Source organism: Catenuloplanes atrovinosus (assembly GCF_031458235.1).
Classification (GTDB): Bacteria; Actinomycetota; Actinomycetes; order Mycobacteriales; family Micromonosporaceae; genus Catenuloplanes; species Catenuloplanes atrovinosus.
Map to the genome: position 1 here is coordinate 8,337,988 of NZ_JAVDYB010000001.1, position 26,589 is coordinate 8,364,576.

General features: G+C 72.0%; 20 protein-coding genes and 1 pseudogene. 15 read left to right on the plus strand and 6 right to left on the minus strand.

From position 1 onward, the window contains the following. Positions 1-34: 34 nt before the first annotated feature. Positions 35-1,402 (plus strand): annotated as a pseudogene (locus tag J2S41_RS37290) (LVIVD repeat-containing protein); the annotation flags it as partial. 485 nt (positions 1,403-1,887) lie between these two features. Here the strand turns inward: J2S41_RS37290 and J2S41_RS37295 are convergent. Further along, entirely contained in the window at positions 1,888-2,586 is a 699-nt protein-coding gene (locus tag J2S41_RS37295) for a DUF305 domain-containing protein (protein WP_310375385.1), read from the minus strand. A 675-nt stretch (positions 2,587-3,261) separates the two neighbouring features. Here J2S41_RS37295 and J2S41_RS37300 point away from each other — a divergent pair. From J2S41_RS37300 to J2S41_RS37330, 7 genes are all read left to right on the plus strand, one after another. Beyond that, positions 3,262-4,320, plus strand: coding sequence for a BMP family lipoprotein (locus tag J2S41_RS37300; RefSeq protein ID WP_374728309.1), 1,059 nt, complete (start codon positions 3,262-3,264; stop codon positions 4,318-4,320). 248 nt (positions 4,321-4,568) lie between these two features. After that, a complete protein-coding gene (locus J2S41_RS37305) occupies positions 4,569-6,035 on the plus strand; it encodes an ABC transporter ATP-binding protein (RefSeq protein ID WP_310376819.1) in 1,467 nt (488 codons plus the stop codon). 70 nt (positions 6,036-6,105) lie between these two features. Next, positions 6,106-7,323: an ABC transporter permease gene (locus tag J2S41_RS37310; protein WP_310375387.1), complete on the plus strand. Its 1,218-nt coding sequence runs from the start codon at positions 6,106-6,108 to the stop codon at positions 7,321-7,323. Positions 7,324-7,325: 2 nt separating this feature from the next. Beyond that, positions 7,326-8,588, plus strand: a complete 1,263-nt coding sequence (locus J2S41_RS37315; RefSeq protein WP_310375388.1) for an ABC transporter permease — start codon at positions 7,326-7,328, stop codon at positions 8,586-8,588. A gap of 77 nt (positions 8,589-8,665) precedes the next feature. Then, on the plus strand, positions 8,666-9,367 hold the full coding sequence (locus J2S41_RS37320; protein WP_310376821.1) for a cytidine deaminase: 702 nt from the start codon (positions 8,666-8,668) through the stop codon (positions 9,365-9,367). A 144-nt stretch (positions 9,368-9,511) separates the two neighbouring features. Then, complete coding sequence (locus J2S41_RS37325) at positions 9,512-10,819, plus strand: thymidine phosphorylase (protein ID WP_310375390.1); 1,308 nt, start codon at positions 9,512-9,514, stop codon at positions 10,817-10,819. Positions 10,820-10,915: 96 nt separating this feature from the next. Continuing rightward, positions 10,916-11,611 carry a DUF4272 domain-containing protein gene (locus tag J2S41_RS37330; protein WP_310375392.1) on the plus strand — a complete coding sequence of 232 codons (696 nt, stop codon included), beginning with the start codon at positions 10,916-10,918 and terminating at the stop codon, positions 11,609-11,611. Here J2S41_RS37330 and J2S41_RS37335 read toward each other — a convergent pair. Next, positions 11,603-12,421, minus strand: coding sequence for a putative RNA methyltransferase (locus J2S41_RS37335; RefSeq protein WP_310375394.1), 819 nt, complete (start codon positions 12,419-12,421; stop codon positions 11,603-11,605). The genes J2S41_RS37330 and J2S41_RS37335 overlap by 9 nt on opposite strands. Positions 12,422-12,480: 59 nt before the next feature. Here J2S41_RS37335 and J2S41_RS37340 point away from each other — a divergent pair, with 59 nt between their 5' ends. Continuing rightward, positions 12,481-13,569: an adenosine deaminase gene (locus tag J2S41_RS37340; RefSeq protein WP_310375396.1), complete on the plus strand. Its 1,089-nt coding sequence runs from the start codon at positions 12,481-12,483 to the stop codon at positions 13,567-13,569. Positions 13,570-13,615: 46 nt separating this feature from the next. Here J2S41_RS37340 and J2S41_RS37345 read toward each other — a convergent pair whose 3' ends face one another. Next, a complete protein-coding gene (locus J2S41_RS37345; protein ID WP_310375398.1) occupies positions 13,616-14,248 on the minus strand; it encodes a uridine kinase family protein in 633 nt (210 codons plus the stop codon). 172 nt (positions 14,249-14,420) lie between these two features. Here J2S41_RS37345 and J2S41_RS37350 point away from each other — a divergent pair, with 172 nt between their 5' ends. The 4 genes from J2S41_RS37350 (at position 14,421) to J2S41_RS37365 (ending at position 19,399) form a co-directional block, all read left to right on the plus strand. Further along, a complete protein-coding gene (locus J2S41_RS37350; RefSeq protein WP_310375401.1) occupies positions 14,421-17,921 on the plus strand; it encodes a sensor histidine kinase in 3,501 nt (1,166 codons plus the stop codon). Further along, positions 17,918-18,322: a roadblock/LC7 domain-containing protein gene (locus tag J2S41_RS37355; RefSeq protein WP_033343732.1), complete on the plus strand. Its 405-nt coding sequence runs from the start codon at positions 17,918-17,920 to the stop codon at positions 18,320-18,322. The genes J2S41_RS37350 and J2S41_RS37355 overlap by 4 nt, the downstream gene beginning before the upstream one ends. Positions 18,323-18,432: 110 nt before the next feature. Further along, on the plus strand, positions 18,433-18,810 hold the full coding sequence (locus J2S41_RS37360) for a DUF742 domain-containing protein (RefSeq protein WP_310375406.1): 378 nt from the start codon (positions 18,433-18,435) through the stop codon (positions 18,808-18,810). Positions 18,811-18,826: 16 nt separating this feature from the next. Beyond that, the gene (locus J2S41_RS37365) at positions 18,827-19,399 is read left to right on the plus strand and encodes a GTP-binding protein (RefSeq protein WP_310376823.1); all 573 of its coding nucleotides are present in this window, start codon (positions 18,827-18,829) and stop codon (positions 19,397-19,399) included. A gap of 147 nt (positions 19,400-19,546) precedes the next feature. Here the strand turns inward: J2S41_RS37365 and J2S41_RS37370 are convergent, their stop codons facing one another. The 3 genes from J2S41_RS37370 to J2S41_RS37380 all read right to left on the minus strand — a co-directional run bounded on the left by J2S41_RS37370 (position 19,547) and on the right by J2S41_RS37380 (position 24,314). Further along, the gene (locus J2S41_RS37370) at positions 19,547-20,740 is read right to left on the minus strand and encodes an ABC transporter substrate-binding protein (protein ID WP_310375408.1); all 1,194 of its coding nucleotides are present in this window, start codon (positions 20,738-20,740) and stop codon (positions 19,547-19,549) included. 180 nt (positions 20,741-20,920) lie between these two features. Beyond that, on the minus strand, positions 20,921-23,209 hold the full coding sequence (locus J2S41_RS37375) for a transposase (protein ID WP_445343940.1): 2,289 nt from the start codon (positions 23,207-23,209) through the stop codon (positions 20,921-20,923). A gap of 139 nt (positions 23,210-23,348) precedes the next feature. After that, complete coding sequence (locus J2S41_RS37380) at positions 23,349-24,314, minus strand: SatS C-terminal domain-containing protein (protein ID WP_310375410.1); 966 nt, start codon at positions 24,312-24,314, stop codon at positions 23,349-23,351. A gap of 160 nt (positions 24,315-24,474) precedes the next feature. Here J2S41_RS37380 and J2S41_RS37385 point away from each other — a divergent pair, with 160 nt between their 5' ends. Together J2S41_RS37385 and J2S41_RS37390 are read left to right on the plus strand one after the other, a co-directional pair. Beyond that, on the plus strand, positions 24,475-24,807 hold the full coding sequence (locus J2S41_RS37385; RefSeq protein ID WP_310375412.1) for a PadR family transcriptional regulator: 333 nt from the start codon (positions 24,475-24,477) through the stop codon (positions 24,805-24,807). Positions 24,808-24,962: 155 nt separating this feature from the next. Next, positions 24,963-26,573 (plus strand): MFS transporter, encoded by a 1,611-nt coding sequence (locus tag J2S41_RS37390; protein WP_310376825.1) that lies wholly within the window; start codon positions 24,963-24,965, stop codon positions 26,571-26,573. Positions 26,574-26,589 lie beyond the last annotated feature (16 nt).

A 26,589-nucleotide genomic window follows, 5' to 3' on the forward strand; every position in this document is an offset into this window, starting at 1 on the left:
CACCGCATGCCGTCCTGATCGAAGGGCAGTGTGTATGACCAGCCACACCCCACGAGGGTTACGCAGGCTCAGTCTCGCCGGGCTCGCCGCGACCGCCGCCACGCTCGTGGCCGTGGCCGCGGCGCCCTCCGCCGCCTACGCGGAGATCCCCGGTGTCGACGAGATCGTCTCCAGCGACAACCTCACCCAGCTGGCGAACGTGCCGAAGTCGGCCGGCTTCGACTCGCTCAACTCCGACCTGGCGTTCCAGGGGAAGTACGCGTTCTCCGGGAACTACAACGGCTTCGTCATCTACGACATCAGCAACCCGTCGGCGCCCGCGGTGGTCAGCGAGGTGCTCTGCGTGGGCGCCCAGAACGACATCTCGGTCCTCGGTGACCTGCTGTTCCTCTCCACCGACTCGTCGCGCAGCGACGACTCGTGCAACAGCACCGCCCTGCCCGCCTCGGACAAGGCGGCCTGGGAGGGCATCAAGATCTTCGACATCAGCGACAAGGCCGCGCCGAAGTACATCAAGTCGGTGGAGACCAACTGCGGGTCGCACACCCACACGCTGGTCCCGGGCAAGAAGGACGCGTACCTGTACATCTCGTCCTACTCGCCGTCCTCGACGTACCCCGACTGCCTCCCGCCGCACGACGCGGTGTCGATCGTCAAGGTGCCGCTGAAGAAGCCGGCGGACGCCGCGGTGATCGCCGCGCCGAACCTGTTCCCGGACGGCGGCAACCCGGGCGGCAACGGCAGCTCCAACACGACCGGCTGCCACGACATCACGGTGTACCCGGCGAAGAAGATCGCGGCGGGCGCCTGCATGGGTGACGGCATCCTGATGGACATCTCCGACCCGGAGAAGCCCCGGGTGACCGAGCGGGTGCGGGACACCACGAACTTCGCGTTCTGGCACTCCGCCTCGTTCAACAACGCCGGTACGAAGGTGGTCTTCACGGACGAGCTGGGTGGCGGCGGCGGCGCGACCTGCAACCCGGAGATCGGGCCGAACCGGGGCGCGGACGCGGTCTACGACCTGGTGGGCGGCAAGCTCACGTTCAAGAGCTACTTCAAGATCCCGCGGGAGAACGGTCCCACGGAGAACTGCGTGGCGCACAACGGGTCGATCATCCCGGCGATGGGCCGCGACATCCTGGTCCAGGCCTGGTACCAGGGCGGCGTCTCGGTCTGGGACTTCACCGACTCGGCGAACCCGGTGGAGCTCGGCTTCTGGGAGCGCGGGCCGCTCAGCACCACCACGGCGACCACCGGTGGCTCCTGGTCCGCGTACTACTACAACGGCCTGATCTACTCCAACGACATCGCGAAGGGCTTCGACGTGCTGAAGCTCGACGACCCGGCGACGAACAGCGCCAAGGCCGTCCGGTTCGGCGCGCTCAACGTCCAGACGCAGCCGGAGTACCCGGTCTGCACCACGGTGGTGCGCGACGCCTCCCGTGGCATCTCCGCCAGGTCCGGGGTGACCTGCGTGGACGGCGGCGTGATCCGCGGCCGGGTGGAGATCTCCAAGGGCGCGAAGCTGCTGGCCTACAACGCCACCGTGGCCGGCGACGTGCGCGTCACCGGCGGCGGCACGCTCTCGCTGGTCGACAGCCGGATCGTCGGCGACGTCTGGGCGGACGAACTGGCCGAGGTCTACGTCGCCGGCAACCGGATCTCCGGTGACCTGGACGTCTACGACACCACCGGCACGGTCGTGGTCTCCGGGAACACCATCTCCGGCAGCCTGGAGTGCGCGTACAACAAGACCGCCCCCACGAACGACGGCGTGAAGAACGTCGTCGACACGCGTGAGAAGGGGCAGTGCCGCACGCTGTAGCGGCGCGATCGTCAGCGAGGGCCCGCTCCAGGCGAGGAGCGGGCCCTCGTGCGTCCCGGTCAGCCGACGATGATCTCGCTCATCCGGTCGATCTCGACGGCCTGCTCGTGCGCGACCGAGGTGGCGATCTGGGCGACCCAGGGGTTCTCACCCGCGCGCAGCGCCTCGTCGGCCATGGCGATCGCGCCCGCGTGGTGGTCGGTCATCATCTCCACGAAGCGCCGGTCGAACTCGTCGCCGGACATCGCGGTCAGCTCCGCGATGCGCTCCGGGCTCTGCATGCCGGGCATCGTGGCGTGGTCGTGGCCGGGCAGTTCCTCGCCGAGGTTGCGCTGGGTGAGCCAGCCGCGGTAGGCGTTGATCTCGACGGTCTGGGTGTCCGCGATCCGGTCGGCCAGCGCGACGATCCGCGGATTCCCGGCGCGGGTGGCGGCCAGCCCGGAGATCTCCACGGCCTGGCGGTGGTGCGGGATCATCTTGCGCAGGAAGTCGGCGTCGGCCTGGTTCCACGGGTCGGACGCGCCGGGCGCGCCGGGCCCGCCCGAGGGCGGCGTGGGCAGCACCACCCGGGCGGACTCGCCGGGGCGGCCGGGCAGGATGGCCGAGCGCTGCGGCACCGGCGCGGCACTGGCCGTGCCCGGGGCGGCGACCGGGTCCTCGCCGTCCGATTTGGACGTCAGTGCGATGCCGGTGGCGGTGGCGGCCAGCACCACGATCGCTCCGGCACCGATCAGGACCCGCCGGTCCGTCAATCGCATGTGGACTCCCCTCACCTGCGCATCAATCCGATCCTATCCGGTCGCGGCGCGCCAACCGATAGTGATCGATCCCGCAATGTCGCAAGATCCAGCGGGTACGGGGATCGCGGGCGGGGAGCGGCCGGGCGCCGGTGCGCGGCGGCTGGGCGGCGAGGGCGGCCGGATGAGGCCGGGCGGCGGTCGGGTGTGGGTGGGCGGCGAGGTGGCCGGGTGCGGCCCGCTGTGACGGTGGCCGGAGGCGGCCGGCGGTGGCGGTGGCCGGGGCGGCCGGGCGGAGACGGCGGCCGGGTGGGGATGGCGGTTGGCGGAGGGAGGCGGGGGTTCGTACCCTCGGATGTTTTTGATCTTGGGGGTGGGGGTCCGCGTTACCGGTTCGTAAAATTTTTTCGCGGTGGTCATGTTTTGTTCGGTCACCGTTGTGTCACAGTGCGGTCTCGGCGCGGCCGGTGACGAGCGCGCGACATGTGGCGAATTCGCCCACGAAGCCCCTGATCGGCGGTGCAAGGTTGATCAGGAGAGTTACGTGGGGGTAACGGTGCTCCAACAGGTAGCGCACGGTTGTCCGACCCGTGACCTGGGGCAGCGTACGCTCACCGTCTCGTGGGAACCACCGCTCGTCGTGCGGTGTGCAGTGTATGGAAGGAGACCCTCTTGCGCGCTGCGCGTGGGATTCAGATGCTTGCGGTGCTGGCGGCCTCCGGGCTCGCCCTCTCCGCGTGTGGCGAGGCTCCGGAGGAGAACGCCGCCGGTGGCAGCACGGCCGCCGAATACAACGCCTGCATGGTGACGGACACGGGTGGCATCGACGACAAGTCGTTCAACGCGTCCGCCTGGGCCGGCCTGGAGGCCGCCAAGGCCGAGGCGAGCAACATCAAGACGAAGTACACCGCGTCCAGCGCGATCGCGGACTACGAGCCGAACCTGACAGACTACGCGAACCAGAAGTGCAGCTTCATCCTCGCGGTCGGCGGCCTGATGGCGGACGCCACGAAGAAGATCGCGGCGGCCAACCCGACCGCGCAGTTCGCGATCGTCGACGCGGCGATCCCGGACCAGACGAACGTCTACCCGCTGCAGTTCGACACCGCGCAGGCGTCGTACCTGGCCGGTTACCTGGCCGCCGGCTTCTCGAAGACCGGCACGGTGGCGACCTACGGCGGCATGAACATCCCGCCGGTGACCATCTTCATGGACGGCTTCGTCGACGGCGTCGCGAAGTACAACGAGGCCAAGGGCAAGAACGTCAAGGTTCTCGGCTGGGACAAGGCGACCCAGAAGGGCACCTTCGCGGAGGACTTCACCAGCCAGGCCAAGGGCAAGGCGATCTCCGACACGTTCGTCGGCCAGGGTGCGGACGTCATCCTGCCGGTCGCCGGCGGCGCCGGCCTGGGCACCGCGGCCGCGGCCAAGGAGTCGAACGGCAAGTACAGCGTGATCTGGGTCGACTCGGACGGCTGCGCGGTCGCCGCGCAGTACTGCTCCGCGTTCCTGAGCACGGTCGTGAAGAGCGTCGAGGGCGGCGTCAAGGAGGCCGCGCTGAAGGGCGCGAAGGGCGAGAAGCTCGACGCGGCCGCCGGCTACAAGGGCACGCTGGAGAACGGCGGCGTGTCGCTGGGCGCGTACCACGAGTTCGACAGCAAGGTCCCGGCCGAGCTGAAGTCCGAGATCGAGCAGCTGAAGGCGGACATCATCGCCGGCACGATCAAGGTCGAGTCGGCGGCCGCGCCGAAGTGATGATCTGATAACCCCGCACCATCCGGCCGCCGCGCGGACACCCGCGCGGCGGCCGGCCCGGATGTGCCCCCGGCGGGGCCGCCGGCCACCCGCGTGCGGCGGGTGACCCGCAGCATCGCCGGCCGAACACCGCCTCACCCCCACGGCGGCCGTGCGCCGCCCGAGGCACCGGATCCAGGAGGTCCGCCCTGAAACTTGAACTGCGTGGCATCACCAAGCGGTTCGGTGACCTGGTCGCCAACGACCACATCGACCTGACGGTGGAGCCGGGAGAGATCCACGCCCTGCTGGGCGAGAACGGCGCGGGCAAGTCGACGCTGATGAACGTGCTCTACGGGCTGCTGCAGCCGGACGAGGGCGAGATCGTCGTCGACGGGAAGCCCGTGCAGATCAAGGGACCGCGGGACGCGATCGCGGCCGGCATCGGCATGGTGCACCAGCACTTCATGCTGGTCCCGGTCTTCGACGTGGCGGAGAACGTGATGCTCGGCGCCGAGCAGGTCAAGGGCGGCCGGCTGGGCTGGCTGGACCGCCGCCGGGCGCGCAAGGAGATCAAGGAGGTCTCCGAGCGGTACGGCCTGCGCGTCGACCCGGACGCGCTGGTCGAGAACCTGCCGGTCGGCGTGCAGCAGCGCGTCGAGATCATCAAGGCGCTGACCCGCAACGTCGACCTGCTGATCCTGGACGAGCCGACCGCCGTGCTCACGCCGCAGGAGACCGAGGAACTCCTCGCGGTGATGCGCACGCTCAAGGAGTCCGGCAAGTCGATCGTCTTCATCACCCACAAGCTCCAGGAGGTGAAGGCGATCGCCGACCGGATCACCGTGATCCGGCGCGGCCGGACGGTCGGCACCGCCTCCCCGGAGGCGAGCAAGGACGAGTTGGCCGCGCTGATGGTCGGCCGCGACGTCGTGCTGGAGGTGCGCAAGCAGCCGGCGACGCCGGGCGACGCGGTGCTGGAGGTGTCCGGGCTGACGGTCCGCGACGACCGGGGCACCGTGCAGGTCGCCGGCGTGGACCTGACCGTGCGGGCCGGCGAGGTGCTGGGCATCGCGGGCGTGCAGGGCAACGGCCAGACCGAGCTGATCGAGGCCATCATGGGCCTGCGCGAGATCGAGGCGGGCACGGTCGCGCTGGCCGGTGCGCCGCTGGCCGGTCGGTCCACCAAGCAGGTGCTCCGGGCCGGCGTCGGCTACGTGCCGGAGGACCGCAGCGTGGACGGCGTGGTCAAGGAGTTCAGCGTCGCGGAGAACCTGGTGCTGGACCTCTACGACGTGGAGCCGTACGCGAGGGGCATGGTGCTGCGGCCGGACCGGATCGCGGCCAACGCCACCGAGCGGATCGAGCGGTTCGACGTGCGCACGCCGTCCGCGGAGGCGCCGGTCGGCACGCTCTCCGGCGGCAACCAGCAGAAGGTGATCGTGGCGCGGGAGATGTCCCGGCCGCTGAAGCTGCTCGTCGCCTGCCAGCCGACCCGCGGCGTGGACGTCGGGTCGATCGAGTTCATCCACGCGCAGATCGTGCACGAGCGGGACATCGGCACCGGCGTGCTGCTGGTCTCCAGCGAACTGGACGAGGTCATCGGGCTCGCGGACCGGATCGCGGTCATGTACCGCGGACGAATCCTGGCGATCGTCGGCCCGGACACCCCCGTAGAGAAGATCGGCCTGCTGATGGCCGGCGTCACGGACGAGCCCGTTGAGGATGCGGAATGAGCGTGCTTGCGAGCGAATCATCGGCTCAGCGCCGACCACGCTGGAATCGGAACGTCGCAGGGAGCCCGGCATGAGCACTGAGGCCCCTGAAAAGCCGCGGGAGAGGTCGGCGGCGAGCGTCGTCCAGGCGATCTGGTCGGCGAACACGGTCACGGTGACCGTGCTGGCGATCGTGGCGGCGCTGCTGATCGGCGCCGTGCTGATCATCGTGTCGGATCCGGACGTGCTGGCCACCTACGGCTACTTCACGGCGCGGCCGTCGGACGCGCTGACCGGCAGCTGGGAACTGGTCAGCGAGGCGTACGCGAACCTGTTCAAGGGTGCCATCTTCGACCCGGAGGCGGCGTCGGTCACGGCCGCGTTCCGGCCGATCTCGGAGACGCTCACCTACGCGGCGCCGATCGTGTTCACCGGGCTCGCGGTCACGCTGGCGTTCCGTGGCGGCCTGTTCAACATCGGCGCGCAGGGCCAGGCCGTGATGGGCACGATCCTGGCCGCGCTGGCCGGCTTCCTGATCCCGCTGCCGATCGGCGTGCACCTGGTGGTGGCGCTGGTCGCGGGCGCGGCCGGCGGCGCCTTCTGGGGCTTCCTCCCCGGCATCCTGAAGGCCCGGTTCGGCGCGCACGAGGTGATCACCTCGATCATGCTCAACTACATCGCCGGGCTGTTCCTGGGCTGGATCATCATGCAGGCCGGCGTGCACGACCCGAACCGGCAGGACGCGATCAGCAAGCCGGTGGACGCCTCCGCGCAGCTCCCGACGCTGCTCGGCGACCAGCGCGTGCACCTCGGCATCGTGCTGGCCGCGCTCGCCACCTGGGGCGTGTCCTGGCTGCTCAACCGGTCCACGTTCGGCTTCGAACTGCGCGCGGTCGGCGCCAACCCGGACGCGGCGCGGACCGCCGGGATCAGCGTGACCGGTACGTACACGATGCTGATGGTGGTCTCCGGCGGCCTGGCCGGACTGGGCGGCGCCACGCAGCTGCTGGGCACCAGCTACTCGCTGAACCCGCTGGTGGCCGGCAACATCGGCTTCGACGGGCTGCTGGTCGCGCTGCTCGGGCGTGGCAAGCCGTGGGGGGTGCTGTGGGCCGCGATCCTGTTCGGCGCGCTGCGCGCCGGCGGCAACCGGATGCAGTCGTACGCCAGCGTGTCGCTGGAACTGGTCACCGTGCTGCAGGCGCTCATCGTCATCTTCATCGCGGCGCCCGCCCTGGTGAAGGCCATCTTCCGGCTCCGGGCCGCGCGCGCGGCCCGGCTGTCGACCAGCATCGCGAAGGGTTGGTGACCATGTCCACGACCCTTCTCACGGTGGACGATCTGGCGCCCGCGAAGTTCTGGACGCGCCAGCGCCGCAGCGGGGCCGTGCTGGCCGGCGTGGGCCTGGTGGCCGCGGTGGTGTTCGCGCTGCTGGCCGAGTCCGCGCCGGCCCGGTTCACGCTCAGCGAGGACGCCGAGGGCGCCGCGCTCAGCATCGACGGCAAGGTCGGGGCGGCGCTGTTCGGCGTGATCACGGTCGTCGCGGGCGGGGCCCTGCTGGCCGGGGTGGCGCGGCGCTGGTTCAACGTGCTGCTCGCGGCCGGCGTGCTCGGCTTCGTGCTGTCGTTCCTCTGCTGGCAGGTGGCCGGCAGCTTCATGCCGCTGGTCGGCACCGCGAGCGGCTCGCTGGACCTGGCCGTGCCGCTGATCCTGGGCGCGCTCTGCGGCGTGCTCTGCGAGCGCACCGGCGTGGTGAACATCGGCATCGAGGGTCAGCTGCTGATGGGCGCGTTCGGCGCGGCGCTGGTCGGCACCATGACGGCGAGCGTCTGGCTGGGCGTGGTCGGCGCGATCGCCGGCAGCGTGCTCATCGCGGCGCTGCTGGCCGTGCTGGCGATCCGCTTCCTGGTGGACCAGGTGGTGATCGGCACGGTGCTGAACCTGCTGGCGCTGGGCGTCACCGGCTTCCTCTACGAGCGGCTGATGCAGACCGACGCGGCGTCGTTCAACACGCCGCCGCACATGGAGAACCTGCGCATCCCGGTGCTGGCGGACATCCCGCTGGTCGGTCCGGTGCTGTTCGACACCAGCCCGCTGGTCTACCTCGCGCTGATCCTGGTCGCGGTGATCCACTTCGGTCTCGGCCGCACCCGGTGGGGCCTGCGCACCCGCGCGGTCGGCGAGCACCCGACCGCGGCGGACACGGTGGGCATCCGGGTGCGCGGCACGCGGTACCTCAACGTGCTGCTCGGCGGCGTGGTGGCCGGGCTGGGCGGCGCGTTCTTCACGCTGGTGTCGACCGGCGCGTTCGGCAAGAACATGACCGCGGGCGCCGGCTTCATCGCGCTCGCGGCGCTGATCTTCGGCGGGTTCCGGCCGGTGGGTGCGCTCTTCGCGGCGCTGTTCTTCGGCTTCGCGAACACGCTGGCGATCTACCTGAGCGCGATCGGCAGCCCGGTGCCGAGCCAGTTCCTGAACATGCTGCCGTACATCGCGACGATCGTCGCGGTGGCCGGCCTGGTCGGCCGCGTGCGCGCTCCCGCCGCGGACGGCAAGCCCTACGTCACGAGCTAGCGTTGCGGGTTCCCCGGGCGTCCATGGGTATGGACGCCCGGGGACCGTGCGCATACGTCAGGATTGAGGGCGTGACTATGGAGATCAACTGGCCCGAGCTGCGTGCCGCCGCCGTCGAGGTGATGCAGCGGGCGTACGCGCCCTACTCGCGCTTCCCGGTCGGCGCGGCCGCGCTGGTGGACGACGGCCGGGTGATCGTCGGCTGCAACGTGGAGAACGCGGGGTACGGCGTGGCGCTCTGCGCGGAGTGCGGCGTGGTCTCCCAGCTGCACGCCGGCGGCGGCGGGCGGATCGTGGCGCTCTCCTGCGTGGACGCGACCGGCCAGCCGATCATGCCGTGCGGCCGGTGCCGCCAGCTGCTGTGGGAGAACGGCGGGCCGAACTGCCTGGTCGAGGCATACCCGCGGCCGCTGACCATGGACGAGCTGATGCCGCACGGCTTCGGCCCGGCGGATCTGGCCGTGGTGACCAGCTCGCCGGCCCCGAGCGTGCCGGTGCGGCTGTCGAAGTGGATCGGGCAGGGCACCGTCTTCGTCCACCCGGAGCTGGACGGCGGCAAGCAGGTGTGGACCGGCTACTGGGACCGCTCCAGCGGCGCCGAGGAGTCCGAGCGCGCCGGAATCCTGGAGGAGGGCCCGATCTGGCGGGACACCGAGGAGGGTGTCCGGTGGGGCCGGGCGCGGACGCCGCGGGTGATCGTGGTGGACGCGGAGGGCGCGATGTCGTGGGCGGGCGAGGGTGACCCGCCGGCGGCGTTCAACGAGGGGATTCCGGCATGAGCGAGCTTGCGAGCGAATCATTGGCTCAGCGCCGACCACACGGATACGCCAGCGGTAAGGATGATCCGGCATGAGCGAGCTTGCGAGCGAATCATCGGCTCAGCGCCGACCGTACGGATACCGCACCCGGAAGGACGGTTCGGCATGAGCATCACGGCGATCGAGGTCATCCGGGCCAAGCGGGACGGTGGCGTGCTGAGTGACGCGCAGATCGACTGGGTGATCGACGCGTACACCCGGGGCGTGGTCGCGGACGAGCAGATGTCCGCACTGGCCATGGCGATCCTGCTGCGTGGCATGACCGGGGCGGAGATCGCGCGCTGGACCGCCGCGATGATCGCCAGCGGCGAGCGGCTGGACCTGAGCGCGGCCGGCCGGCCGACCGCGGACAAGCACTCCACCGGTGGCGTCGGCGACAAGATCACGTTGCCGCTCACGCCGCTGGTGGCCGCGTGCGGCGTGGCGGTGCCGCAGCTGTCCGGCCGGGGTCTCGGCCACACCGGCGGCACGCTGGACAAGCTGGAGTCGATCCCGGGCTGGCGGGCCCGGCTGAGCAACGAGGAGTTCCGCACCCAGCTGCGCGACGTGGGCGCGGTGATCTGCGCGGCCGGCGACGGGCTGGCGCCGGCGGACCGCAAGCTCTACGCGTTGCGCGATGTGACCGGCACGGTGGAGGCGATCCCGCTGATCGCGAGTTCCATCATGAGCAAGAAGATCGCCGAGGGCACCGGCGCGCTGGTGCTGGACGTGAAGGTCGGCTCCGGCGCGTTCATGAAGAACCTGGACGACGCGCGCGAGCTGGCCCGCACCATGGTGGAGCTCGGCGGCGCGCACGGCGTGAACACGGTGGCGGTGCTGACCGACATGTCGGTGCCGCTCGGCCTGGCGGTCGGCAACGCGGTCGAGGTCGAGGAGTCGGTCGAGGTGCTGGCCGGCGGCGGACCGGCGGACGTGGTGGAGCTGACGCTGATCCTGGCCCGGGAGATGCTGGCGGCGGCCGGCCGCACCGACGTGGATCCGGCGGACGCGCTGGCCGGGGGCCGGGCGATGGACCGCTGGCGGGAGATGATCCGCGCGCAGGGCGGCGACCCGGACGCGCCGCTGCCGGTGGCGCCGGAGATCGAGACGCTGACCGCCGACGCGGACGGGTACGTGACCGCGATGGACGCGTACGACATCGGGGTGGCCGCCTGGCGGCTCGGCGCGGGCCGGGCGCGCAAGGAGGACGCGGTCAGCGCGGGCGCCGGGATCGTGCTGAAGGTGAAGCCCGGCGACCCGGTGCGGCGCGGCCAGCCGCTGCTGGAGCTGCGCGCCGACGACCCGGCGCGGATCGAGTCGGCCCGCGAACTGGCGCGCGGTGCGATTGCCATCGCCGGCCGGCCGGCGGAGCGCTCGCCGCTCATCATTGAGCGGATTGGACTCCCCATGGTGCGGACGTCGCTGACCAGCTAAGGTTTCCGGCCGAGAGCATTGGGGTGCTGTGTCGACAGTCCCGGCGATGTGTACCGCGGGTGGGGGAGCGCCGGTGGGGTCGCCGGGCAGGACGCGATGGGGAAGGATGCTGTGGTCCTAGCCGTTCCCGACCCCCAGGCGGTACGCGCGGCCAGTCTCGAGGAGCTGCGCCGGCTGCGGTTGCCGTTGCCGCCGGACGGGTTTCCGTTGGTGTGGGAGCCTGGCGACGAGGTGGAGCTGCGCCCCACCGATCAGGTGGAGGCCCGCGCCGCCATCCTGCACGTCGTGCTGGCCCGCTGTTTCGGGATGCCGCCGGACGCCGCGATGAGCTGGCTGCTCGGGTCGCATCTGGTGGAGAGCGTCACCGGCCCGGAGTGGCAGTTCGTGATGGGTGGGCGCGGCGACCACCGGTCGTTCGTGCTGCACCACGACGCGGTCTTCGCGCTGGCCTGGGTGTTGGGCCTGACCAAGCACCTGGACCCGATGGAGCCGCCGGACGGGCGCCTGATGGGCCTGTTGCCGAACCTCGCGGCCGGGGAGACGTACCGGCAGTGGCGGTCCCGCACGCTGGTCGCGCCGCGGGACGCGGTGGAGGCCGCGGCCCTGCTCGACCTCTACTACTGCCTGGACTACGCGTACCTGGAGGCGGAGCGGCTCGGGCTGCCGTCGCCCGGCGCGATCGACGCGAACGCGATCGGGCAGCGGCGCTGGGCGCTGGAATGGGCGATCGTGTTCCGCGGGCCGTACCACGAGCCGCCGGTCGGCTGGGAGGAGATCGACCTGTCAGTCTGACGGCCGCCACGTGCCGATGCGCACCGCCGCGGTCACGGTCGCGGGACCGGTCGCGCCGGCGTGCGCATGCCACGCGCTGGGCCCCATGCCGACCACGGCGGCGACCTCGGCCGCGGTCAGCGTGAGCGTCCGCCGGTGCGTGCCCGCGGCCGTCTCGGTGAAGTGGCCGCCCAGGCCGCGGGCGATCTTCTCCGGCTTGTCCGGGTCCACGCGGAGCAGGCCCAGCGCGTCGACCAGCTCGCCCAGGTGGTCCGGCTCCGGCGTGACCACCAGCAGCCGCCCGTCCGGCCTCAGCACCCGCCGGAACTCCGCGCCGTTGCGCGGCGCGAACACGTTCAGCACCAGGCCGGCCGCGCCGTCCGCCAGCGGCAGCCGCTGCCAGGTGTCGGCCAGCGCGGCCGGGACCCGCCGGGCCGCGCGCCGCAGCGCCGGCTTGGACACGTCGAGCGCCAGGCCCGCGACCCCCGGCAGGCACGCCAGCACGCCGGCCAGGTGCCGGCCGGTCCCGGCGCCGGCGTCCACCACCAGACCCGCACCGGGGTACGCCGTGCGCGCGGCCTCGGCGAGCGCGTCCACCACGAAGTCGTAGTGGCCCGCGCCGAGGAACTCCTCGCGCGCCGCCACCATCTCCGCGGTGTCCCCCGAATGGGGAGTGCGGCCGGTGGCGAGGTTCACGTACCCCTGCCGCGCCACGTCGAAGGCGTGCCCGGCCGGGCAGCGCAGCGCGTTCCCGCCCAGCGTGAGCGGGGTGCCGGAGCCGCGGGCGGCGCAGACCGGACAGCGCAGCGCGGCGATCACGGAGGCGTTCAATACCGGGCTTTTTCCTCTCGGACACGTGCGACGGCCCCGCCGGGCACTAATGTCTCTCCATGGTCGCAATCCCGTATGACGAGATCGTCAAAGCTCCCAAGGCCCTGCTCCACGACCACCTCGACGGGGGTCTGCGGCCCGCAACGATAGTCGAACTGGCCGACGCCATCGGCCACCCGCTCCCGGAGACCGACCCGGGCGCGCTCGGCGAATGGTTCGTCACCGCGGCGAACTCGGGCTCGCTGGAGCGCTACCTGGAGACGTTCGCCCACACGGTCGCCGTGATGCAGACCGAGGAGGGCCTGCACCGGGTGGCCAAGGAGTGCGCGCTCGACCTGGCGGCCGACGGCGTGGTCTACGCCGAGGTGCGCTACGCGCCGGAGCAGCACCTGGAGCGTGGGCTGACGCTGGACGCCGTGGTCGAGGCCGTGCTGGCCGGGTTCCGGGACGGCGCGGCGGAGGCGGCCGCGGCCGGCCGTACGATCCGGATCGGCACGCTGGTCACCGCGATGCGGCACGCCGCGCGCTCGCAGGAGATCGCGGAGCTGGCGGTTCGGCACCGGGACGCGGGCGTGGTCGGGTTCGACATCGCGGGCGCGGAGGCGGGCTTCCCGCCCACCCGGCACCTGGACGCGTTCGAGTACCTGCAGCGCGAGAACTTCCACTTCACGATCCACGCGGGCGAGGCGTTCGGCCTGCCGTCGATCTGGCAGGCGATCCAGTGGTGCGGCGCGGACCGGCTCGGTCACGGCGTGCGGATCGTCGACGACATCACCGGCGGGAGCGAGCCCGTGCTGGGCCGGCTCGCGTCGTACGTGCGGGACAAGCGGATCCCGCTGGAGCTATGCCCGTCGTCGAACGTGCAGACCGGCGCCGCGCCCTCGATCGCGGAACACCCGATCGGGGTGCTTCGGGATCTGCGTTTCCGGGTCACGGTCAACACGGACAACCGGCTGATGAGCGGGACGTCCATGTCGCGCGAGATGGCGCTGCTCTCCGAGGCGTTCGGGTACGGCTGGGCGGAGATGCAGTGGTTCACGATCAACGCCATGAAGAGCGCGTTCGTGCCGTTCGACGAGCGCCTTTCGATCATCAATGAAGTGATCAAGCCGGCCTACTCAAAGTTGATCTCCGAGCAGCCGCTGTAAAAGATCGGTTACGACTTTCTTTCCGGTTCCTTAGCTCATCGCGCCGTCACGTGGTCGCGGGCTCGCCGTGCGTCCCGGTGGTCTCCGGGGCGCCGGCCATCGCCCGCACCTCCCGCACGATCCGCCCGGCGCTCGCGGCCCGGCAGCCGAGCGCCACCTGACGGCGGAGCACCACCGGCTCCGCGCGCAGCAACTGGATCCCGCGGCGGACCAGGAGGGCGGGCGGCTTGCGCCGTTCGGTCAGATCGCGACCGAGCCGGCGGGCGAACGTCACCGTCCGAGGTCGCCGAAGCGCATATGCCTCCGCGAGTAGCCCTAGGTCCCGCAACTCGCGTACGATCTCGGCGGCAAATATCCCCTCGGCTATAAAAATTGGCGAACCGGCCAGATCGAGTAGCCGAGTGGCTATCCGCCGATCTACCCCAATCGCGTAAACCGGCACTTCGGCCCTACCGGTCTCGGCCAGGCGGGCGATCGTCTCGACCGCCATGGCAGAATCCCAGGCTTGAGGCGACTCCCAATCCGTACCTTCGGACGTCCGAGGTAGCGTCGGGTCGTCGCCATCCTTGTAAAAGTCGTCAAGGCAAAGCACAGGAAATCCGGCTCGCCGGGCTATGTAGGACTTGCCGGACCCGGAAGGGCCGGCCAGCAGAACGACGCGGGCAGGAGAACTGGTCACTATGGGTAGCTCCGGGAAGACACGTTGCAGTCAAACGTCATGAACATCCCATCACACTCCCAGTCCGACCCAACCTGGGCTTTCTCTTTGACACTCGTCGTGATGGAATCTCGAAGGTTCGGCCCGCCCGGGTCGAACTATGTTCGGCGGCCACCCACACGGGGTGGCGCGGATGCTGAGGGGCGGTGACGTGAGCGAGCAGCCAAAGAAGAAGGCGCCTGGGGGCGCCGTCTCTTCGCGTCTCCGATGGCCGGGCAGCCGACTCCGCGACCTGCCGATCTGGTCCAAGCTCGGACTGATCATGATCGTGCCGACGATGGCGACGATCGTCGTGGGAACCAGCGGTCTGATCGACCACATCGAGGAGGCCCGTGACGCCGATCAGGCGCGGACGATCGCGCAGCTGGAGCAGTACTCCGGCGAGCTGGTCGACAGCCTCCAGACCGAGCGGGCCGCCGCCGCGCGATTCCTGAGCACGCCGACGTCGCAGCGCGATGAGAAGGCCGGCCTCCTCGAGGCGTTCAACCAGACGCACGCCGTCGTGGACGCCGCGAAGAAGCCGTACTCGCAGCAGCGCACGCTGCTCACCGACCTGCCGGACAGCAACTTCGAGACGCTGCTGGACAACGCGGACGCCAACCTCGAGGAACTGCCCGCCACGCGCAGCCAGGTGAGCAACAACTCCCTGCAGCTGTCGTTCGCGATGCAGAGCTACGACGGCATCATCAACGGGCTTCTCCAGATCCGCACCTCCGCGTCCCAGCTCGCCGGCGACACCGGCCTGAGCGACCGGATGCGCGCCAGCGCGGCCCTCGCGCAGGAGAAGGAGTACCTCTCCACCCAGCGCGTCATCATCCACAGCGCGTTTGCCCAGGGCGAGATCACTCAAACCCTCCGCAAGGACTACATCGCGACGCTCACCGGCCAGCAGCAGGCCGCCGCCACGTTCGAGACCGTCGCCAGCCGCGAGGACCGGGACTACAAGCGCCAGGAGGTCGCCGGTCCGGACGAGCGCGAGGCGAAGGCGAACACCGGTAAGATCGAGGCCAACCAGGACGGCGACATCAACTCCCTCGGCTTCACCGCCCAGCAGTGGGACGAGGGCATGGCCGGCAAGAACGACCTGCTCCGCAAGGTGGAGAAGCGACTGGACGAGGAGACCGTCTCCCAGGCCACGACGCTGCGCAACGATGTGCAGCGGCGAGTCCTCGTGGAGACCGGCGTGCTGCTCGGCATGCTGCTCCTCGCGATCCTCTTCGCCTGGCTCGTCGCCCGGTCGATGGCCCGCTCGCTCCGCGAGCTGCGGCACGGCGCCCTCTCCGTCGCGCAGTACGGTCTGCCGCAGGCGGTGGCCCGGCTCCGTGACCCGGCCATCTCCTCGCAGCTGTCCCCGGTGCAGGTGGCGAACCAGATCGCCGAGCCGCTGCCGGTCCGCAGCCGGGACGAGTTCGGCCAGGTGACCGAGGCGTTCAACGCGGTCCACCTGGAGGCGGTCCGCACCGCGGCCGAGCAGGCCGTGCTCCGCGCCTCCGTCTCCACCATGTTCGTCAACCTCGCCCGCCGTTCGCAGATCCTGGTCGACCGGCTCATCGGTCACCTGGACCGGCTGGAGCGCGGCGAGGAGGACCCGGACCGGCTCGCCGAGCTGTTCCAGCTCGACCACCTCGCCACCCGGATGCGCCGCAACGACGAGAACCTCCTGGTCCTCGCCGGCGCGGACTCCACCCGCGTGCAGCGCGAGCCGGCCGCCCTGATCGACGTGCTCCGCGCCGCGCAGTCCGAGGTCGAGCACTACACGCGCATCGACTTCGGCAACATCGACAAGGACATCGAGGTCGCGGCGCACGCCGTCAACGACCTCGTGCACCTGGTCGCCGAGCTGTTCGACAACGCGACCGCGTTCTCCCCGCCGGACTCGCAGGTCGTGGTCGAGGCGCGCCTCACCGGTGACCGTGCCGTCCTGGTCGTCGAGGACCGCGGCATCGGCATCGCGCCGGACCAGATGCGCGACCTGAACGAGCGGCTCCAGCGCCCGCCGACCGTGGACGTCACGGTCTCCCGGATGATGGGCCTGGTCGTGGTCGCCCGGCTGGCGGTCCGGCACGGCGTCAAGGTCGAGCTGCGCCCGGCCAAGGAGCGCGGCACGGTCGCCGACGTCACGCTCCCCGCGGGCGTGCTGGTCTCCCACGCGGCGGTCGCCGGCGGCCGTACCCCGGCCGCGGTGGGCGGCGCCCGGCCCGAGCCGGCGGCGTTCGGTGGCGGCCAGGGCGGCTTCGGCTCCCCGCTGGCGCTGGAGGGTGGCTCCGGCCGTCCCCCGTCGCAGCGCGAGTCCGCGCCGACGCTCGGCGGTTTCTCGGCCGAGCCGCTCCCGTCGTCCTTCGCCGGGTTCGGCAACGACCCGGCGCCGACCTCGGGCGCGCCGTCCCGCTCCATGCCGGCCTGGTCCGACCTGACCGGTGCCGCGCCGAGCGGCGGGCACGCCCCGGCCGGCGGCGCGAACGGGTCGAACGGCAACGGAAACGGCTTCGGCGGCTTCAACGGGTTCGGCGGCAACGGCGGCGGCCCGCGCAACGGCCGCGCCACCGACGCGTTCGGCACGAACGGCAGCCGCGGTGAGGGTCTGCCGCAGCGTCCGCGCACGGACGAGCCGATGCCGATGGACGACTTCGCCGGCCCGGCGTCGCCGACCATCCCGCGGCAGAAGCCGGCCACGCCGGAGCAGCAGCGCGGCCCGCAGGGCCCGATGGGCGGCGGCCCGGTGCCGCCGATCTCGGTCCCGCCGGTCGCCTCGGCCCCGCCGGCCTCCGGCCCGGTGTCGCCGTCGGCTCCGCCCGTGTGGCCGCCGATCGCGCCGTCGGAGAGCCAGTCGCCGGCGGTGCCGGAGAAGCTCTCCTCGTCGCTGGACCTGACCGCCGAGATCCCGCGCTACCGGCCGGAGAACGGCGCACCCACGGTGCCGCCGATCGCCCCGGTCTCCGCGATCCCGTCGTCGGCGCAGCCGATCCCGTCCCCGGTGGCCCCGGCCACGCCCGCTCCGCCGGCCGCCCAGGCCGCGCCGAAGCCGGTGGTGGACGAGACCATGGAGCTGCCGATCTTCCGGGAGCTGGAGTCCGCCTGGTTCCGCACGCAGCGGAACTCCGGCGGCGGCAAGCCGGCGACCGGCCCGACGGGCGCGGCGCCGACGCCGAGCCCGGCGGCCACGCCGGCCACGGCCACCAGCGCCCCGACGGAGCAGTACGGGACGATCGCGGCGAAGAAGCCGGAGCCGGCGCGCAGCCTCCCGACGCCGGGAGCACGCACGCCGGAGCCGGTCGCCGCGGCCGACACCACCGCACAGCGCATCTCCACCGAGCCCGCCGGCTGGCGTACCGCGGCCGACGAGGGCTGGCGGACGGCCGCCTCGGTCGCCGCGGCGGCGGGGGAGTCGGCGTCTGAGACCACCCAGGCGGGCCTGCCGAAGCGCAAGCCGATGGCACAGCTCGTTCCTGGTGGAATCGAGAAGGGGACCCCGACCGTCAACAAGCGGTCGCCCGAGGGGGTGCGCGGGCTGCTGTCCGCCTACCACCGAGGCGTTCAGCGCGGACGGACGAGTCCCAAGGACAACCCGACCGGTTCAGAGGGAACATTGGACGGGCAGCAATCCTCGCAGGCTGGCAAGGAGCATGAGGGATGACAACAACGCAGGACCTCGGTTGGTTGCTGGCGAACTTCGCCGACCGTGTTCCGGGTGTCGCGCATGCGGTCGCCGTATCCGCCGACGGTCTGCTTCTCGCCGGGTCCCGTGACCTTCCGCGGGACCGGGCTGACCAGCTGGCGGCTATCGCCTCCGGCCTGGTCAGCCTGACGCAGGGCGCGGCCCGCTGCTTCGAGGGCGGTGCGGTGCTCCAGACGGTCGTGGAGATGGACAACGGGTTCCTGTTCCTGATGTCGATCTCCGATGGCTCGTCCTTCGCCGTGCTCGCCGCGCGGAGCTGCGACGTCGGCCAGGTCGGGTACGAGATGGCCCTGCTGGTGGACCGGGTGGGCGATGCCCTGACCCCGGCTCCGCGCACCGCAGCCGGGATGGTTGGCTGAACAAGCCAAGGCGATGGCCGGCGCGAGCCGGCCGGAGCAATGAATACATGCGACGGGTAACCGCGATCTTGAAACCGCTATCCAGGAAACAGAGGGGGTGAACGGCGACGATGGCCGAACGCGAAGAGCCGACCGGCGCGCTGGTCAGGCCGTACGCCGTTACCCGAGGCCGAACCCGGCCACGGTTGGAGATCGCACTCGAAGCGCTGATTGAGACGACGGTACGGGGCCGGTCCGCCGGTTCCAACAACGGCGGACACGGTCGAGAGCATCAATACATAGCCGCGCTGTGTGACGGCCGGCTGCAGTCACTCGCGGAGATCGCCGCGCGGATGTCACTTCCGCTCGGGGTCGCTCGGGTCCTCATCGCTGACATGGCCGCGGACGGCCTGGTGGCGGTGTACGAGCCGACGTCCCTGGAGGATGCGAACGACGCGGTGGGCACGGAATTGCTGGAGAGGGTGCTGAGTGGACTTCGCAGGCTCTGACACGGCGCACCGCCCTATGGCCGGGCGCGTGACATCGGCGAAGATTGTCATCGCCGGTGGGTTCGGCGTCGGAAAGACGACGCTGGTCGGCTCGGTCTCGGAAATCACTCCGCTGACCACCGAGGCCATCATGGCGTCGGCGGGCGTGGGCGTGGACGACACCCGGCAGGTGCCGGGCAAGACCACCACCACGGTCGCCATGGACTTCGGTCGGATCACGATCGATCGCGACCTGATCCTGTACCTGTTCGGTACGCCGGGTCAGACGCGTTTCTGGTTCATGTGGGATGAACTGGTGCGCGGCGCGATCGGTGCGGTGGTGCTGGTGGACACCCGCCGGCTCGCGGACTGCTTCGCGGCGATCGACTTCTTCGAGCACCGGCGGCTGCCGTACCTCGTGGCGATCAACTGCTTCGACGGGATGCAGTACCACAACGCGCAGGATGTGCGGGACGCCCTCGCCATCTCGAGCGAGGTGCCGGTGGTCAGTTGCGACGCGCGTAACCGCGAGTCGACCAAGCACGTGCTGATCTCCCTCGTGGAGTACGTGCTGTCGATGCGCCGGTCCCGCGCGGTCGCTCCGGCCTGACGGCCCACCGGGTCCAACGGCGCAAGACCCATCAGGGGTACGGGATGATCCCGTACCCCTGCGGGTTTTTCTCGCTCGCCCGGGTGCGACGCGAAACGCCCCGCCGTCCGCGTGTCGCGGGCGACGGGGCGTTCGGTGCATCGAGACTCAGGACGTGCGGACCCAGGCGTTCAGGTTGACGTTGAAGACACCGAGCGAACCGGGCTCCATGCCGCCGTGCCGGATCGTGGTCAGCGCGTAGGCGCCGGCCATGCCCTCCAGCGACGACCGCTCCAGGTAGGCGCGCAGTCGGCCGCGGTCCACGCTCTTGGCCTGGTAGGCGGCCTGGACCAGCAGGCTGATGGCGTCGGCCGCGTACGGCGCGAAGCCCTTGAACGAGCCGAACTGGGTCACGTACCGGCGGATCAGCTCGCGTCGGCGCTGCCCCTCCGGGCCGGTCTCGGTCAGCGACGACTGACCGAGCGACCCCGGGTTGATCGCGTAGGAGCCCTCCACCGCGTCCGCGTTCTCGTCGGAGAGCGTCTCCTCGGTGACCGCCTCCGGAGGGAAGAAGAACACGCCCGTGTAACCGGCCGCGCGAAGCGCACGAGCGGCCTTTCCGGCGTCGGGCGACATCGCCCATATGACGATGGCTCCGGGGCGCCCACGGACCGCCTCAGCGGCCGCGGCGGCGAAGTCCTGGTCGCCGGCCGGCAGCCGGACGGTGGTGCCGAGCGTGATGCCCCGTCCGGTGAGCGCGGAGCCCACGTGCCGCACGCCGGCGTCGCCGTGGCGGCCGGCGCCGGCCAGGATCGACGCCTTCGCGATCTCCTGCCGGCCCATCTCGTCGGCCAGCGCCTGGGCCACGTCGCGCGCGTCCGGCGTCACCTTGAACGTGTAGGTGCGCTCGGACAGCGGCGTGAGGATGTCGTCGGCGGACGCCAGCGACACGAACGGCACCTGCAGCTCCTGCGCCACGTCCGAGATCGCGGTGGAGGTCTCCGGGATGGTGCCGCCGATGAACGCGTTGACGCCGTCCTGGTTCGCCAGCTGCCGGGCGAGGTCGCCGGCCTTCTTCGGGTCGCCGCCGCTGTCCACCAGCTTCAGCTGGAGGTTGCGCCGCTGCGCGCCGACCTGGAAGCCCTCCGCGTTGATCTGGGGCTGGAACAGCTCCATCGCGCGGGCCTGCAGCTCGCCCATGGTGGCACCGGTGCCGGTGCGCTCCAGGATGCCGCCGACGACCAGGTCGGTGCTGGAGGCCGTGCGGGGACCGGTGGACGCGTCGTCGTCGGTGCCACAGGCAGCCACGGTGAACATGGACGCGGTCGCCACCAGCAGGCCCCGCCGCGTGATGGAGGGCACGCCAACGGTGCGGTTGAGCATGGTTCCAAGCCTTTCGCCACGGGGTGGCGACAAGGGATGTGGAGCCGCCACGCCCCCAGCAGAATCGTGCTCGTTGTCACGCCCTGTAGTCAATAGGCCGACATGTGGGCAACGACACCGAGGTCAGCGCCCAGATGTGGGGAACTACTCAAAGTGACATCAGGAGCGATATGTCGCCGGACGGAACTCGTAGTCGTTCTCGTCGTCGGCGCGCTCGCCCTGGTCCCGGGTGAAGTCCCAGCCGCCCGCGGACTCCCGTCCGGGCCGGCCGCCGACCGCGAAACCACCGATCTCCTGCCCGCGACGCCAGCCGCGGAAGTATCCGGTGGTGTTCGCCGCCAGCGACTGGGCGTCGCGGACGATGCGCAGCTGACGGTCCTCGCGGACCGCGGAACCGGGCACCAGGTTGGCCTGCGGGACCCGCTTGGGCAGACCGGCCGTGGTCTCGGCGCCGACCGCCGGGCGGGCCGCCTGCTCCGCGGCCTGCCAGCCCTGGTCCATGTGGCCCCAGTTGAGCTCCTCGGGCGCCTCCTCGACGTCCTCGCCGCGGCCGGTGAACCAGGCCGACGCGGTGGCCGAGAAGATCAGCAGGTCGCCGTCGCCCTCGTCGACCGGCAGCGGCGTCGAGCTGTCCAGCGCGTCCGCACCGGGCGAACCGCGCCGCGCCGTGTCCACCAGGCGCAGCGGCGGCGTGTACCCGTTGCCGGACGGCAGGTCGTCCCGCCGGGACGCGCTCTCCGACGGCTCCACCAGGCGCAGCACCGGCGGCTCCGGCGGCAGGTCGTCGGACTGCCACGGCGGCCGGACACGCAGCGTCTCCGCCATGGTCGGCGCCTCCGGCCCGGCCGGGCCGCGCAGCTGCGGCTGCTCACCGGTGTGTGCCCGCTCATCCGCGGTCTCCGGGTGCGTCGGCCAGGCGGCGCGGGAGCCGGGCTCCGGCGCCTGCGGTGTGGTGCGGGCCGGCGGCATGCCGCCGAGCCTTATGTCGGTCAGGCCACCGCCGGTCGCCGGCGGCGTGTTGACCCCCTCGGCGGGCGCGTCCGCGTCGCGCGAGGTCAGCTGCGACAGGCGCTGCCGGTGCTCGGCCCGGCTGCTGTTGATCGCGGCCGTGGTGAGCGGCGCGCGGAACGGCTCGCCGGAGTCGGCCGGGCTCGGCGTGCGGGCCGGCGGCTTCGGCCCGGGCCGGACGCCGGGCTGGATCGGGGTGAGGCCGGGCGGCGGGGGCGGCGGCGCGGAGACCGGCCGGTTCGCCAGACTGTCCGGACGGCGGCCGGCCGGGCTGACCGGGGCCGACTCGGCGGCCTCACGCGCGGCGCGGCGGCCGACGGTCGGGTCGATCCGCCGGAACGCGCCGGTCGTCGAGTCGAGCTGGATGGAGGACGTGTCCGGACGGCTCAGCGGGCTGAGCGAGGTGTCCGGGCCGGGCATGTCGCTGGAGGCGGCGACCGCGAACGGCGGCGGGCCGGTCGGCACCGGCGCGGCCGGCTGCTGGCCCTCGGACGCCTGGATGCGGGCGCGGCGGCTGCCCATGGCGGCAGCGGCACCGCCGCCGCGCACCGGGTGCAGCGGCGCCGCCGGCGGCGCGGCGGGAGCGGGCTCGGCCGGCGCGCTCAGCAGGCGGCGGTCGGGGGCCGGCTGCGGCGCGACGATGCGCGCGGCGAGCGTGGCCACCAGCGTCTCGCAGGCGGCGTCGCAGGCCTGGACCGCGGCGACGGCCTGCCGGACCGTCTCCGCGACGGTGGGGGCGAGCGCGCGGTTGACGCCGCGGCGGGCGGCCTCGTTGACCGAGACCTGGAGCGCGGTGATCGCGGCGTGCACCTGCTCCGCCGGGGCCACGCCGTCCGAGACGATCTGGGAGGCGATCGCCTCGGTGGCGACGGTGACCTCGCGGCCGCGGCCCGGGGTGCCGCCGCCGAGCCGGCTCGGCTCGGGAACGGCGGCGAGCACGGCCAGCGACAGCGGGTCGGCGGGATCCGGGTACGCGTGCAGGGCCGCCGGGTACAGCTCGCGGAGCACCTCGCGCAGCGCCACCGCGGTGGCGTGCCGGCCGACGGCCAGCGCGGCGTGCGCGTTGAGCACCGGCTGGTAGCCGACGAGACCGGCCGGCGGTGCCACGTTTATCGCGGTCAGCGCGCCCGCCTGCAGCGCGCGGGCGAGCCCGACGGCGCGGCGGGCACCGGGGGAGGACTGCACCTCCGCCGACTCGCCGCCCGCGAAGCGCTCGGCGAAGTCGTCGGCGTCGTCGTCGTCCGCCACGGCCAGCGGGCGACCGGCGGCCGTGAGCAGCGAGGTGACCAGGAGGTCGTCACTGTCGGCGGCGACCGACACGCTGGGAGAGCCGCTGGCGCGCTCCGCGAGCAGCGCGCTGAGCCGGGCGAACCCGGCCGCGTCGTCGCTTATCTCGGAGACGTGCAGCCGTCGGCCGGCGTCGTCCACCACGGCCACCATGAGGGTCTGACCCTCGGTTGACCGCCGGGCGGACGCATCCGCCGACGCCAGACCGCAGTACACCCGCACGAGCGCCACGGCGTCGTCCTCCTCCCAGGACACATGTCGTGTGCCAAAGACTGATGCTCCCCGTAAAGGGTCAGTCGCGCCAGTCCACGACAGCAGAGATCTTGCCGATGATGGTGCGCCAGCCGAGGCTCGCCTGTTGCGCACCGATCCGCTTCAGGCGGCGCCGGCCCATGAAGCCGCCGAGACCGCCCCGCGACGCGGACCGCAGCGCCTCGTCCAGGTCATCCAGGGGAGACCCGGGCGAGAGCGCGGTCAGCACCGGCGCCAGCCGAAGAGCGTAGCCCAGGTCGCGGGCGACCTCGCCGGCCTCGATCAGCAGATCGAGGTCCCACGTGTCGGCGCCGCCACGGAGGTTCTCCACCACCAGGTCCAGCTCATAGGCGTCCTCCTCCAGCGGAACGACGTCCGCCGGCTGAAGTCGCTCGGCCAGTGTCCCCCAAGTATCGAGCTGAGCGAGGTCGTGCGGAGCACCCGAACGGACGAATGCGACGAGCGATTCGGGGCTCTTGAAGAGGAGCAGCTTCCCCCTGTGGGAGAGGAACGCCGGGATCTCCTCCGCCTCCTCCTTGTCGTCCTTCGCCTCGTCCGGCTCGTCGGACTCCTCGTCCGGCTCGCCGTCCTTCTCATCCGGCTCGTCGGACTTCTCGTCCTTGTCGGCCTCGTCGAAGAGCTCCTTAGCCTTCTCGTCGAGGATGACGAGTTCGCCGTCCTCCTCGTCGTCGAGGTCGTCGTCCTCGTCCTCGCGGAGGCGGCGGGCACGCGCGGCGAACGGGTCGTCGTCGTCCTCCGCCTCGATCTCGGTCGGCGTCACCTCGGTGGAGGGCCGGTACGCCCGGAGGGTGTAACCGACGCCGGACGGCAGCGCGATCGACACCGGGTCGATCCGCGTCTCCTCCCAAAGCGAGCGGTCGATCTCCGCGGCGGTCACCTCGTCGTCGTCGACGGTGTCGTCGTCCGCCGCGCTCGTCACGGCATCCTCGTCAAGACCGGTCTCGGGCTCGTCGGCATCCTGCCGGTTGGGCGTCTGGGCGGCCACGGTGACCTCCGTATGGCTCTCGTGTTCGGCGCGCTGCGGCGGTGCAGGCGGCCGGATCGGTGACGTCGCGCACAGGACACCCTAGTGTGCCGTGAATGAACGTGAACGCCTCACCCCGGTCCTGTGGGAAAGCCGGGCTCTATTAGTAGCCTAGCTACTTGTGAAGGCGCACTCGCTGCACGGCCACCTCGACGCGCTGCTGCTCGCGGTCCTGGAAGGCGACACGCTGCACGGCTACGCGATCATCGAGGCGCTGAAGGCCCGCAGCGGGGGCACCCTCGACCTGCCCACCGGCACCATCTACCCCGCGTTGCGGCGTCTCGAACGCGCCGGATACGTGGAGAGCGAGTGGAGCACGGTCAACGGGCGCAACCGGCGTACGTACCGGCTGACCGGCGCGGGCCGGCGCGCGCTCGCCGGAGAGCGGGCCAGCTGGGCGGAGCTGAGCAGCACCATCGGCCGCTTCCTGGGCGGCGACATCCGGCATACGTGACGATCACGACACACGGTGTGTGAAAGCTCTCCGGCCCCGCCGGTGAGTTGCGATCGCGTTGTACCCCCTGCCGGACTCACAGGACCCGCGGCACCCCGCCGAAGGAAAGCGCGACAACGACTTTCCACACAGGGGGTACCGCCGTCTTGGCACCGATGTTCTCGCCGCTGCGTGAGCGCAACTACCGGCTCTGGGCCGCTTCCGACATCGTGTCGGTCGGCGGCACCTGGATGCAGGTCCTCGGCCTGAACTGGCTGGTGCTCAGCGCCACCGGATCCGCGACCGCGATGGGCGTCATCGTGATGCTGCAGTCGCTGCCGGTCCTGCTGCTCGGCAGCTGGGGCGGCGCGCTCGCCGACCGGCTCCCCGCCCGCCCGGTCCTGGTGATCAGCCAGGTGATCCGCGCGCTGCTGTCGCTCGGGCTGCTCGCCGCCACGGTCGCCGGCGCGGACGCGCTCTGGCCGATCTACGCGGTCGCGCTGCTCTCCGGCGTGATCAGCTCCATCGAGGGCCCGGCGCTCGGCCGGTTCGGCTCCGCGCTCGTCCCGCGCGAGTCGCTGGCACCGGCGCTGGCGCTCGGCTCCGTGCTCGGCTCCGGCGGCCGCATCCTCGGCATGGCGCTCGGCGGCGTGCTGGTCGGCATGTCCGGCCCGGGCGTGCTGTTCGCGATCAACGCGGCCAGCTTCGGCGTCGTCGTCATCGCGCTCGCCATGATGCGGCCCGCGGAGATGTACCCGCTGGCCCGCGCGCGGGCCGGCTCCGCCGACGCCGGCGTCATGGCCGGGCTGCGCTACCTCGCCACCCAGCCGGTCGTGCTGGTCACGCTGGCGCTCGCGTTCGTGATCGGCTCGCTGGGCCGCAACTACCAGGTCACCATGGCCGCCATGGTCGCCGGGCCGCTCGAGGGCGGCGCCGGCGGGTACGGCATCACCTCCACCGTCTTCGCGGTCGGCGCGGTCGTCGGCGGCCTGCTGCTCGCCTCCACCGGCAAGGCCACGCACACGGTGCTGGTCGCCGCCGGCGCCGTGATCAGCGTGCTCCAGCTGCTCTCCGCCGTCGCCCCGAACCTGCTCACCTTCTCGATGCTGATCCTGCCGATCGCGGCCGGCGCGGTCATCTTCGACACGGTGGTCAGCACCCGCATCCAGCTGGACACCCGCGAGGACATGCGCGGCCGGGTCCTGGCCTCGCTCGGCCTGATCTCCTCGATGGCCGGCATCGTCGGCGCCCCGGTCCTCGGCTGGCTCTGCGACGTGCTCGGCGCGCGTGGCGCCCTCGGCCTGGCCGGCGCCGTCACCACCGTCGCCGCGCTGGCCGGCGCGCTGGTCCTGGCCCGCGCCAAGGGCGTCCCGGTGCCGGTGCTGCGCACCGTCCGCCGCGTCGTCCTGCGCCGCATCCCGGCCGCGCCGTCCATCACCACCGCGGTCATCCCGACCGACGCCGTCGTCCCGGCCCAGCCGCTGCTCACCGCGGCCGCCGTGGTCGCCGCACCGGCCGGCGCGCTGATCCCGCCGACTCCGGGCCGCCGCCCGCTGTCCGCCGCCGCGGTCGTCCCGGCCCCGCACGGCGCGCCGCCGCACCACGGGTCCACCCACCCGGCCCCGAACCGTCCCGGCTCCTCCGCGCGCCCGGCCGTGGTCGCGCACGCGGCGGCGCAGCAGGCCGAGCAGGCGACCGGCCGCCGTCGCACGCTGCTGTCGCTCGGCACCGGCCGGCGCGGCCGGACGGTCTCGGAGGGGACGGAGCAGCGGGCGTCGTTCCGCTGACGGTCTCTCTTCCCGG

Bases quoted from the DNA above. Each gene is read 5' to 3' on its own strand.
- J2S41_RS37315 (WP_310375388.1), top strand. From the start codon at position 7,326: ATGTCCACGACCCTTCTCACGGTGGACGATCTGGCGCCCGCGAAGTTC.
- J2S41_RS37375 (WP_445343940.1), bottom strand. From the start codon at position 23,209: ATGGTGGCCGTGGTGGACGACGCCGGCCGACGGCTGCACGTCTCCGAG.
- J2S41_RS37360 (WP_310375406.1), top strand. From the start codon at position 18,433: ATGGCCGAACGCGAAGAGCCGACCGGCGCGCTGGTCAGGCCGTACGCC.
- J2S41_RS37365 (WP_310376823.1), top strand. From the start codon at position 18,827: ATGGCCGGGCGCGTGACATCGGCGAAGATTGTCATCGCCGGTGGGTTC.
- J2S41_RS37300 (WP_374728309.1), top strand. From the start codon at position 3,262: ATGCTTGCGGTGCTGGCGGCCTCCGGGCTCGCCCTCTCCGCGTGTGGC.
- J2S41_RS37340 (WP_310375396.1), top strand. From the start codon at position 12,481: ATGGTCGCAATCCCGTATGACGAGATCGTCAAAGCTCCCAAGGCCCTG.
- J2S41_RS37310 (WP_310375387.1), top strand. From the start codon at position 6,106: ATGAGCACTGAGGCCCCTGAAAAGCCGCGGGAGAGGTCGGCGGCGAGC.
- J2S41_RS37295 (WP_310375385.1), bottom strand. From the start codon at position 2,586: ATGCGATTGACGGACCGGCGGGTCCTGATCGGTGCCGGAGCGATCGTG.
- J2S41_RS37355 (WP_033343732.1), top strand. From the start codon at position 17,918: ATGACAACAACGCAGGACCTCGGTTGGTTGCTGGCGAACTTCGCCGAC.
- J2S41_RS37350 (WP_310375401.1), top strand. From the start codon at position 14,421: ATGCTGAGGGGCGGTGACGTGAGCGAGCAGCCAAAGAAGAAGGCGCCT.
- J2S41_RS37330 (WP_310375392.1), top strand. From the start codon at position 10,916: ATGGGGAAGGATGCTGTGGTCCTAGCCGTTCCCGACCCCCAGGCGGTA.
- J2S41_RS37320 (WP_310376821.1), top strand. From the start codon at position 8,666: ATGGAGATCAACTGGCCCGAGCTGCGTGCCGCCGCCGTCGAGGTGATG.
- J2S41_RS37390 (WP_310376825.1), top strand. From the start codon at position 24,963: ATGTTCTCGCCGCTGCGTGAGCGCAACTACCGGCTCTGGGCCGCTTCC.
- J2S41_RS37325 (WP_310375390.1), top strand. From the start codon at position 9,512: ATGAGCATCACGGCGATCGAGGTCATCCGGGCCAAGCGGGACGGTGGC.